This window comes from Peribacillus sp. NPDC096379 (genome assembly GCF_044762875.1).
GTDB lineage: Bacteria > Bacillota > Bacilli > Bacillales > DSM-1321 > Peribacillus.
This window is the reverse complement of sequence record NZ_JBIWFD010000015.1, coordinates 1-8469: the sequence shown is the minus strand read 5'-3', so window position 1 is coordinate 8469 and position 8469 is coordinate 1. Positions and strand designations below refer to the sequence as shown.

Here is an 8469-nt window from a genome sequence, read left to right as displayed (position 1 = left end):
GTATTAGGCACGCCGCCAGCGTTCGTCCTGAGCCAGGATCAAACTCTCCAAAAAGTGTTTGACTTGCTCATTGTTTTTATAGTGTGTACTCACTTAATTAAAACGTTGACGTTTCTGCTTTGTTTAGTTTTCAAAGAACTATTAATTTGAGACAGAATAATAGTGTATCATTTTGTTCTCAAGTTGTCAAATGATTTTCCGAAATAATTTATTTCGTATCAGCGACAAGATTCATATTATCAAACACATTCGTTTTTGTCAACTTCTACGAAGAAATTAAAACAAAACTTTTTTTGTTAAAATTCCTTAAGGTGACAAGAATTAATATATTAATATCTTTTTTTTAAAGAGTCAATAGAAAAAGTGGATATTAGTGTTTTGAAATTTTCAAAATGAATAAGCTCATCTTCCATTTTTAAAAATGGAGGAATATTCCTGCGGTGTGTTCATTTTACATATAAACCCTTTATTTGTATTTTATGTGATTTTGGTATTCGGATAGCAATCACATTTTTTCTGTTGTTGTTTTACTGTTTTTTGTTTTATCTTGTTTTATCCTTGTTTTATACTTGTTTTCAGCCCCTCTGAAACCCTTGGTACGACTGGGTTTGACGGACCTAACTATAACAAAAATGGTGCCAACTATAACAAAAATGGTGCCAACTATAACAAAAATGGTGCCAACTATAACAAAAATGGTGCCTTAACTATAACAAAAATGGTGCCAACTATAACAAAAATGGTGCCAACTATAACAAAAAAAAACTTTTGTTATAGTTAAAAATTTGGCATAATCAGATGAACCCAAAGGGGGATTTTTTAAATGTCTACATCGATTATGGAAAATCGAACCAGTCAACTTGTAACTAAATCTAATATTTTAATCGAAGCAAATTATAAACTCGGTGTGGTTGAGCAAAAAATTATTCTCTGTTTGGCCAGTAATATTCATCCCGAGGACTCTGATTTTAAATCATATACATTACCGATTAAGGAGTTTAATCGATTATTAGGCTTAAATGGTACGCCTAAATATACGGAATTAAGGCAAATTACTAAGGAACTCATGCAAAAGGTGTTTGAGGTTCGCATTGATAAGAAGGTCATCCAGGTAGCCTGGTTAAGTTATGTTGCTTATAACGAATCTGAAGGTACCATAGACGTTCGATTTGATCCATTCTTACGTCCATACCTATTAGAATTAAAAAAAGAATTTACGAGCTATAAGCTTGAAAATGTTGTTAAACTCAAGAGTTCTTATGCTATTCGGATCTATGAATTGTTAAAACAATACGAAAGGTTTCAAGAGAGGACGTTTTTTCTTTCAGATTTACGGAAGATGCTTGGCGCTGAAGATGTCTATCCTGCTTATGGAAACTTTAAACAACGTGTACTTTTACCGGCCCAAAAAGAACTTATGAAGAAAACGGATATTGCTTTCGAAATAGAAGTTGTAAAAAAAGGACGTAAAGTTGAAAAGGTTAAATTTCTAATAAAGTCCGCAAAACAACCTAAGATAGAAGAACTTGATATTTTTGAAAGTAATCTTGAAGAATTTAAGTTATCAAATAGCTTTTCAAAAAGCGTCAGAAAGCTAGGAAAAACATTAGGAATCCAGTTGTCCGATGAAGTGATTGAATCATGGGGGAAATATGGACAAGCAACTGTTATTGACCTATTAGAGAAAATACAAGATAGAAAAGATATCGAAAATCCTATAGGGTACATAACGAAAGTGTTACGTTCCTCAGGACCTAATGAAGGTATTGCATCATCTGAAAACATTCTTATGCATTTAATTTCAGATTTTAGAAAATCAAAAGATCCTTTACCGTATTGGTTTGTGGAAGAGAAATCAATCAGTGAAATACAGAGGTTTCTGGATGTGGGGCAAGCCAATGCTGTGCAGATTTTTGAAACGGTCAAACAAGACTTATACGAAACGCTTAATATTATGGAGCCTGAAAATACTACTTTAGAAAAAAAGGATATTGAAAAGGCGAAGATACAGATTGAAGATTGGTTAAAAGGAGTGTAGTTGCAAGCTAATTTTTAGTTTTTTGAATTTAAGAGGAAATAAAAGGAGTTGGGTATTCAAATGATACCAACCCCCCTTTTTTATTCTGTTTAAGGTATGTAAGTAATACTATATATATTCTATCGAGTTTATCTTAAGAATATATATTATTCCAAAGAACGGCTAGTTAAGGAATTATAAATACAACTTCAACACCTTAATGTCCCTGTATGAATGTTTAAAAAGTACGTATACAGCCTGATATATAAAGGTTTTTATCCCCCACTTAACAAGAAGGAGTTGTTCAACTATTATCGAATAAGGAAAGTAGGCAACAATTTTTAAAGAAGGAAGGTGCGAAGATTGGCCATTACCATTACAATGGGAATCCAAAAAGGCGGATGCGGCAAATCCACTACAACGGGCATATTATCCTATTTGCTAAAAGAAGATGGCTACCGTGTACTGGCCGTGGATATGGATTCTCAAGGAAACTTGACTGAATTTTTATCTGAACAACCATCAAATGAGTTTATGGGAAAATCTATATTAGAAGCGATGCAACAAAACGACGTAGAAAAGTATATTGTTTCTATCACCGATCATTTAGATCTGCTTCCTGCCAACAACTTTTTAGCTACATTTCCTCGCTGGATTTATACCGGGAAAACTTATCAAGGCGACACTCTCCCATTTAAGGGGAACCCTAGCTTAATCCTCGATCAAATTCTTGATCAAGTTAGGGATCAATATGATTTTATCGTAATTGATACCCCACCATCACTTAGTGAACAAACCACAAATGCCCTATGCGCAAGCGAACACGTAGTTGTCATGTTTGAATGTTCAAGCTGGTGTTACTCGGCGATTCCTAATTTTATGGACTCTGTTGAAGGCGCTAGAAATTTCGGTCATAGAGATACACAAGTCGTTGGGATTTTACGCACCATGAACGATGTACGTAGAAGCGATTCAAAAGCGTTTAAAGAAATGATTGAGGAGGACTATCCTAACGAAGTTTTTCAAACAACCATTACAAGAAAAGCACCAGTGGGCAGATTAGCTCTCTATGGATTTAATAGGAACCCAGAATTAAAAAAGGCATTAGACCAATACAACCGTTTCTACAAGGAGTTGATTGAGCGTGTCCAAAGTAAATGACATAAAAAAAATGAAACGTATGCAAAAAATAATCACCCCAACCCAAGCATTAGCCGAAATAGTAGGCGAAGAAGATACCAATGTTTATTCGAATAAAGAAATCAACGAAACAAGAAAGGATGAAATAAAAGTGGAAAGAAAACGCGTATCCTTCGATCTACGTACAGATCTACATAAAGAATTAAAAATGCAAGCCCTTGTCCATGAAAAAAACATCTATATTCTGATTGAAGAGGCTTTGGAGAAGTATTTGAAGGAGATTAAGTAGAAGACATTTTGCAAATTTACTTACCATGTGGCCAGACCGAAGCCTATTCAAGTAGCAAACTCTACTATGCTGCATGGAAAGAAGAAAAGAAGAAATCAACCATTCTTCCAACGAATAAACGTTTATTTCTTCTTTTCTTCTTTTCTTCTTTTCTTCTTTTCTTCTTTTCTTCTTTTCTTCTTTTCTTCTTTTCTTCTTTTCTTCTTTTCTTCTTTAATTGAACAGGGCGTTTTTTTGAATGTATGATTTTAGATATTTTCGTACATTCAAATCCTTGATATCACTGGATCTTTTTGATAAACCATCAATATCATACGTTGAATGTATGATATCGGAGGAAAATCATGAAAGAAAAGAACGTACAGCCGTTACGAACAGCTAAAGAAATTGAAGATACGAAATGAGCGTTGCGACGCTATGGTTCCGATCAAGCTTCGGGAAGTAATTGGGGATTATATGGCCCATATGAGCGATACAGAATACCCGTTTCCGAGCCGGAAGGAAAACAGGCGGTTTGGCTACAATTCCACACCTGTCAAAATTCAGAAGGTTCGGTAGCCCTAATACATAGATTGAAAAGACGTTTAAGGTAAAACTGGAGAATTATTGTGAAAAATGAATTGAAAGTAATAAATCTGCAAGGTCTTTTAAGGTCCTTTAAGGGGTGTTTATAACATCTGAAATCTTTATATTTACATTTGTACTCAAAAAAAGATAAAACGCCCTAGAAGGCCCAATAAACAGCATGAACGACGTATTTTAAAAAACATATTACAAAAATCATAAACAAAATCCCTATTTTTTTCGAATGCCCCCTTTTTGGAACCCTTCGAATCTATCTTCGGAACTTAAAAACACTATAAATAAATCAGCAAACAGCAGCCTATAATTCTCACATCATTCGTATTTTTTACTCGTTCTACATCTTTTATCTCTAAACCACTATATCCATATTTTTTAATCTTTTCCCCAAACTAATCTCTCCATTTATACATAAACCTACTTGCTATTTCATCCACCCTCGGCCGGCGACAACTTTAGAGTACAGAAGACCTCGGCTATGTTTACGTAGTATAGGCGAGGTCTTCTGATGTTTACGAAAAAGAAGGAGCCCGGCCGAACCCGTAAACAGACAGGGATGTACTACAAATTAAAACCGCAAATGAAACAGACATTGAGCTCTCTTTGAGATCTATCTGTGTTGTGGTATATTTTACGATTTTTAAAGAAGATAATTTTATCTAAATTAGTTTGTTTTAAGATATTATTTCTTGTTTCAATGGCTGATTCTTTCATGGATTTCTTCTAAAGGAATAGCAAAGTAAGCCTTATCCATTAGGTTTTTAAAAGTACCTGTGAAGAAGGCAGCTAAGGTCGTTCTGATTTTCCCTTTTTTAGAGGCTCTGATTGCTTGTTTAAAGGCAGCTATGGCTGTATATGTAATGATTTCAGGTTCTACTATGTTTTTTATCCCCTTTGTATCAAGAAATACGCTTTTCCAAAGGTCTTCGATCGTAGCAGCATGATTAAAGAAAGGCTTAACAGCCTGGACAAATTCTTTTGGAACATAAGAAACCGTAAAAGTAGAATCTAAATGCGTCACCTTACGTTTATTTATCTTTTTAGTATTGCTAGTTTCTAAAAGATTACTAGTTTCTCTTTCAAAATTATGCCCTTCAACCTTACTGTCGCAAGGTTTCTCGTGATCCTCACAATACGTCAATTTTTCCTTTTTTAATACATCAATTGTATTAAAAATATAGACATTATGCCCTTTTCCACCTTTGGATTTAGCCGTATTTTCGACCGATAGGATCCCTAAATCCTTCGCTTTTCTCAACATTCGTTCAAAAGTTGATCGGCTTATACCAAAACCATTCCCTTTTTCATTGATGGCTCTTAATAGAGTGCCAATCTTTGCGTTAGCCACTCCAACATATTTAGCAGAGAATCGAACTAGGCGTTTGAACGCGACTAATTCCCCTTTAGTAAAATCTTTTTTATGTTCAGCCAGGAACATTTCAATGTGGTTGTTAAATTTTTTTACGGTTTTAAACTTGCTAAAGTCTTTAAAATTTTCAATTCTTCCAGCTACCAACATGGTTTTTCTTCCTTCCGAGAAGACAAAGAAAAAGGCATACTTTACCCTTTTACCAACCCCAGCCGGATTAGAAAAACGGTAAAATACACCTTTGGACGCCCTATTTTTAAAATCACTAAAAGTTAACGGTTGAAATTCTCTCTATAAACCCGTTATAATAGGCGTATCGAAATTGTTGTTTTTCCTGTTCCGGCTGTGGTGGTTGTGAAACAGGGTCAAAGTCATTTCCGTTAAAGGCGCCAACCTTTAACATATGGAAGTGGCTTTTTTATTTGTCCGTATCAAGTTTTTTATTTAATAGAATTATAAACCTACAAAACTAGCAAAGTCCAGATATTTAAGAGCTTTTCTATATAGGGACTAAAGCTAAAGGATATTAACCGCCTACAAAACTGCCACCCATTCTGTTGTGTATTAACTTTTAAAAATTCATCGCCAGCCTACCACTACAAGCTTTCGTTTATCACTGCCCATTTGGAAGGTTCCGAACTCATTCGCAACCCTTTCGGAACCTACACAAGAAAAAAATCATTTTTTTAAATAAATAATGCTGAGAAACGCATTATAATCAATTTATTTTTTGTTTTATGTATCATTTGTTCACTAGAGTGACCTAAAGTGCCATGAGACGAATGAATTGGTTCAATACGGTCTTGTTTTGCTCACAGACTGAAATGAACAAACAAAAAAAACTAACCTTAATTGGTTAGTTTTTACGCGCCTTAGAGGATTCGAACCTCTGACCGACGGCTTAGAAGGCCGTTGCTCTATCCTGCTGAGCTAAAGGCGCATCCTATGTGTGGCGGAGAAGGAGGGATTTGAACCCTCGCGCCGGTTACCCGACCTACACCCTTAGCAGGGGCGCCTCTTCAGCCTCTTGAGTACTTCCCCATATAAAAAAAAATGGCTCCGCAGGTAGGACTCGAACCTACGACCGTTCGGTTAACAGCCGAATGCTCTACCACTGAGCTACTGCGGAACAAAAAATATAGGATTATGGTGGGCCTAAATGGACTCGAACCATCGACCTCACGCTTATCAGGCGTGCGCTCTAACCAGCTGAGCTATAGGCCCATTTTTTTGGAGCGGGTGAAGAGAATCGAACTCTCATCATCAGCTTGGAAGGCTGAGGTTTTACCACTAAACTACACCCGCAAAATATGTCTCGCTTCGATACCGGTGGCCGGGGTCGAACCGGCACTCCAAAAGGAACACGATTTTGAGTCGTGCGCGTCTGCCAATTCCGCCACACCGGCATGATTAAGGCAGCACCCGGATTTGAACCGGGGGTGAAGGTTTTGCAGACCTCTGCCTTACCACTTGGCTATGCTGCCATGACTGGGCTAGAAGGGATCGAACCTTCGCATGACGGAATCAAAATCCGTTGCCTTACCGCTTGGCTATAGCCCAATAATATAAAATAAATGGGTTCACAACCTTCTTCGGAAGTTCCGAAGACCTCTATTCTATCTTTAAACTACACAATGATGGAATGGTGGAGGGGGGCAGATTCGAACTGCCGAACCCGAAGGAGCGGATTTACAGTCCGCCGCGTTTAGCCACTTCGCTACCCCTCCGTATTAATCTAATGATGGCTCAGGACGGAATCGAACCGCCGACACAAGGATTTTCAGTCCTTTGCTCTACCGACTGAGCTACTGAGCCACACAATGTATATCAATAGTAGGTGACCCTACTAGAATAAAAATGGCGGTCCGGACGGGACTCGAACCCGCGACCTCCTGCGTGACAGGCAGGCATTCTAACCAACTGAACTACCGGACCAGATTGCGGGGACAGGATTTGAACCTGCGACCTTCGGGTTATGAGCCCGACGAGCTACCGGACTGCTCCACCCCGCGACGATATGAATTGTGTGATCTTTTTCAAAAAATGGAGGAGGTAGAGGGATTCGAACCCCCGCGGGATTTGACTCCCCTGTCGGTTTTCAAGACCGATCCCTTCAGCCGGGCTTGGGTATACCTCCGTATAAATAGTGGTGGATCTTGTAGGACTCGAACCTACGACCAGACGGTTATGAGCCGTCTGCTCTAACCAGCTGAGCTAAAGATCCTTCATGATTTGGTAGCGGCAGAGGGGATCGAACCCCCGACCTCACGGGTATGAACCGTACGCTCTAGCCAGCTGAGCTACGCCGCCAAATAAATAAGCGTATACAATAATCATAATAATGGTGGAGCCTAGCGGGATCGAACCGCTGACCTCCTGCGTGCAAGGCAGGCGCTCTCCCAGCTGAGCTAAGGCCCCATTATAAAAAAAGGTGATAATCGGGAAGACAGGATTCGAACCTGCGACCCCTTGGTCCCAAACCAAGTGCTCTACCAAGCTGAGCTACTTCCCGTCTATATGGCGCGCCCGAAAGGAGTCGAACCCATAACCTTCTGATCCGTAGTCAGACGCTCTATCCAATTGAGCTACGGGCGCGTATAAATATAAAATGGTGCCGAGGACCGGAATCGAACCGGTACGGTAGTCACCTACCGCAGGATTTTAAGTCCTGTGCGTCTGCCAGTTCCGCCACCCCGGCACTTACGAAAAGTAGAGCGGAAGACGGGATTCGAACCCGCGACCCCAACCTTGGCAAGGTTGTATTCTACCACTGAACTACTTCCGCGTAATAAATAATGCGGGTGAAGGGACTTGAACCCCCACGCCTCGCGGCGCCAGATCCTAAGTCTGGTGCGTCTGCCAATTCCGCCACACCCGCGATAAATGGTGAGCCATGCAGGATTCGAACCTGCGACCCTCTGATTAAAAGTCAGATGCTCTACCAACTGAGCTAATGGCTCGAAAACAAAAAAAAACCTGGTGCCGGCAAGAGGACTTGAACCCCCAACCTACTGATTACAAGTCAGTTGCTCTACCAGTTGAGCTACACCGGCACTATAGGTAATGGTGGAG

Annotated in this window: 5 protein-coding genes and 23 tRNA genes; 4 read left to right on the top strand and 24 right to left on the bottom strand. The window is 39.1% G+C overall.

Annotated features, from left to right (window positions below; all coding sequences use genetic code 11):
* Nucleotides 1–823 precede the first annotated feature (823 nt).
* From ACIQZI_RS24165 to ACIQZI_RS24150, 4 genes are all read left to right on the top strand, one after another.
* Nucleotides 824–2038, top strand: coding sequence for a replication initiation protein (locus tag ACIQZI_RS24165; protein WP_062187062.1), 1215 nt, complete (start codon nucleotides 824–826; stop codon nucleotides 2036–2038).
* Between the two features lie 342 nt (nucleotides 2039–2380).
* Nucleotides 2381–3178 carry a ParA family protein gene (locus ACIQZI_RS24160; protein WP_403078327.1) on the top strand — a complete coding sequence of 266 codons (798 nt, stop codon included), beginning with the start codon at nucleotides 2381–2383 and terminating at the stop codon, nucleotides 3176–3178.
* Complete coding sequence (locus ACIQZI_RS24155; RefSeq protein WP_062187067.1) at nucleotides 3162–3446, top strand: hypothetical protein; 285 nt, start codon at nucleotides 3162–3164, stop codon at nucleotides 3444–3446. Before ACIQZI_RS24160 ends, ACIQZI_RS24155 begins: the two co-directional genes overlap by 17 nt.
* Before the next feature lie 387 nt (nucleotides 3447–3833).
* On the top strand, nucleotides 3834–4004 hold the full coding sequence (locus tag ACIQZI_RS24150; protein ID WP_157279689.1) for a hypothetical protein: 171 nt from the start codon (nucleotides 3834–3836) through the stop codon (nucleotides 4002–4004).
* 718 nt (nucleotides 4005–4722) lie between these two features.
* Here ACIQZI_RS24150 and ACIQZI_RS24145 read toward each other — a convergent pair.
* The 24 genes from ACIQZI_RS24145 to ACIQZI_RS24030 all read right to left on the bottom strand — a co-directional run bounded on the left by ACIQZI_RS24145 (nucleotide 4723) and on the right by ACIQZI_RS24030 (nucleotide 8450).
* Nucleotides 4723–5547 carry a hypothetical protein gene (locus ACIQZI_RS24145; protein WP_403078322.1) on the bottom strand — a complete coding sequence of 275 codons (825 nt, stop codon included), beginning with the start codon at nucleotides 5545–5547 and terminating at the stop codon, nucleotides 4723–4725.
* A gap of 716 nt (nucleotides 5548–6263) precedes the next feature.
* Nucleotides 6264–6337, bottom strand: a tRNA-Arg gene (locus ACIQZI_RS24140).
* A 10-nt stretch (nucleotides 6338–6347) separates the two neighbouring features.
* A tRNA-Ser gene (locus tag ACIQZI_RS24135) sits at nucleotides 6348–6438 on the bottom strand.
* A gap of 13 nt (nucleotides 6439–6451) precedes the next feature.
* Nucleotides 6452–6526: transfer RNA gene (locus ACIQZI_RS24130), tRNA-Asn, on the bottom strand.
* A gap of 18 nt (nucleotides 6527–6544) precedes the next feature.
* Nucleotides 6545–6621, bottom strand: a tRNA-Ile gene (locus ACIQZI_RS24125).
* A gap of 7 nt (nucleotides 6622–6628) precedes the next feature.
* Nucleotides 6629–6702: transfer RNA gene (locus tag ACIQZI_RS24120), tRNA-Gly, on the bottom strand.
* Between the two features lie 19 nt (nucleotides 6703–6721).
* Nucleotides 6722–6803 (bottom strand) — tRNA-Leu (locus ACIQZI_RS24115).
* Nucleotides 6804–6810: 7 nt separating this feature from the next.
* Nucleotides 6811–6881, bottom strand: a tRNA-Cys gene (locus ACIQZI_RS24110).
* Nucleotides 6882–6885: 4 nt separating this feature from the next.
* A tRNA-Gln gene (locus ACIQZI_RS24105) sits at nucleotides 6886–6957 on the bottom strand.
* An 83-nt stretch (nucleotides 6958–7040) separates the two neighbouring features.
* Nucleotides 7041–7124, bottom strand: a tRNA-Tyr gene (locus ACIQZI_RS24100).
* A 15-nt stretch (nucleotides 7125–7139) separates the two neighbouring features.
* Nucleotides 7140–7212: transfer RNA gene (locus ACIQZI_RS24095), tRNA-Phe, on the bottom strand.
* Nucleotides 7213–7255: 43 nt separating this feature from the next.
* Nucleotides 7256–7332: transfer RNA gene (locus ACIQZI_RS24090), tRNA-Asp, on the bottom strand.
* Nucleotides 7333–7335: 3 nt separating this feature from the next.
* Nucleotides 7336–7409: transfer RNA gene (locus ACIQZI_RS24085), tRNA-Met, on the bottom strand.
* A gap of 32 nt (nucleotides 7410–7441) precedes the next feature.
* Nucleotides 7442–7534 (bottom strand) — tRNA-Ser (locus ACIQZI_RS24080).
* A gap of 10 nt (nucleotides 7535–7544) precedes the next feature.
* Nucleotides 7545–7621: transfer RNA gene (locus ACIQZI_RS24075), tRNA-Ile, on the bottom strand.
* Between the two features lie 9 nt (nucleotides 7622–7630).
* Nucleotides 7631–7707: transfer RNA gene (locus ACIQZI_RS24070), tRNA-Met, on the bottom strand.
* A 32-nt stretch (nucleotides 7708–7739) separates the two neighbouring features.
* Nucleotides 7740–7815 (bottom strand) — tRNA-Ala (locus ACIQZI_RS24065).
* 20 nt (nucleotides 7816–7835) lie between these two features.
* Nucleotides 7836–7909: transfer RNA gene (locus tag ACIQZI_RS24060), tRNA-Pro, on the bottom strand.
* 6 nt (nucleotides 7910–7915) lie between these two features.
* Nucleotides 7916–7992 (bottom strand) — tRNA-Arg (locus tag ACIQZI_RS24055).
* 14 nt (nucleotides 7993–8006) lie between these two features.
* A tRNA-Leu gene (locus tag ACIQZI_RS24050) sits at nucleotides 8007–8095 on the bottom strand.
* A 15-nt stretch (nucleotides 8096–8110) separates the two neighbouring features.
* A tRNA-Gly gene (locus ACIQZI_RS24045) sits at nucleotides 8111–8182 on the bottom strand.
* An 11-nt stretch (nucleotides 8183–8193) separates the two neighbouring features.
* Nucleotides 8194–8275, bottom strand: a tRNA-Leu gene (locus ACIQZI_RS24040).
* Nucleotides 8276–8281: 6 nt separating this feature from the next.
* A tRNA-Lys gene (locus ACIQZI_RS24035) sits at nucleotides 8282–8357 on the bottom strand.
* 17 nt (nucleotides 8358–8374) lie between these two features.
* A tRNA-Thr gene (locus ACIQZI_RS24030) sits at nucleotides 8375–8450 on the bottom strand.
* Nucleotides 8451–8469: the final 19 nt, after the last annotated feature.

Excerpts from the sequence above, each read along its gene's own strand:
- ACIQZI_RS24165 (WP_062187062.1), top strand. The coding sequence starts at position 824 with ATGTCTACATCGATTATGGAAAATCGAACCAGTCAACTTGTAACTAAA.
- ACIQZI_RS24145 (WP_403078322.1), bottom strand. The coding sequence starts at position 5,547 with ATGTTGGTAGCTGGAAGAATTGAAAATTTTAAAGACTTTAGCAAGTTT.